Origin of the sequence: Chryseobacterium sp. SIMBA_029 (genome assembly GCF_046535275.1) — a bacterium.
GTDB lineage: Bacteria > Bacteroidota > Bacteroidia > Flavobacteriales > Weeksellaceae > Chryseobacterium.
The window spans coordinates 1-368 of sequence record NZ_JAWRXA010000088.1; the positions used below are offsets into that span (position 1 = coordinate 1).

General features: G+C 29.3%; 1 pseudogene. It reads left to right on the forward strand.

The window, feature by feature from the left end:
- A pseudogene (locus tag SB679_RS23345) lies at positions 1–252 on the forward strand (hypothetical protein); the annotation flags it as partial.
- Between the last annotated feature and the right edge of the window lie 116 nt (positions 253–368).

Here is a 368-nt window from a genome sequence, read left to right on the forward strand (position 1 = left end):
GTTTTAGCATTAGGAGTAAAAATAATAAAAAACGGACCAACACAAAAAATAAAATATAATAATATGCAGATCCTAGAAACTACAATTCCTCACCTGAGAGATCTTTTAATGGACTATAAGGACCAATACTATGTAGACGATTTTGTCATATATGATATTGAAAAAAATAACGATGAAAAAATTCAGAATTTAAATAACCTATCAGAAGAACTAGAATTATGGAAACAACAAAAATATTCAATCACACTATAGTAAGAAGGCCTATTTTTGAGCAAAAATCTATACAGAATATTCCGAGTTCTACAGAAGATCTGATAGTATTTGTGCAGGAGCTTTACAACAACTCAAAATTCAGAGAAGGGGTTTAC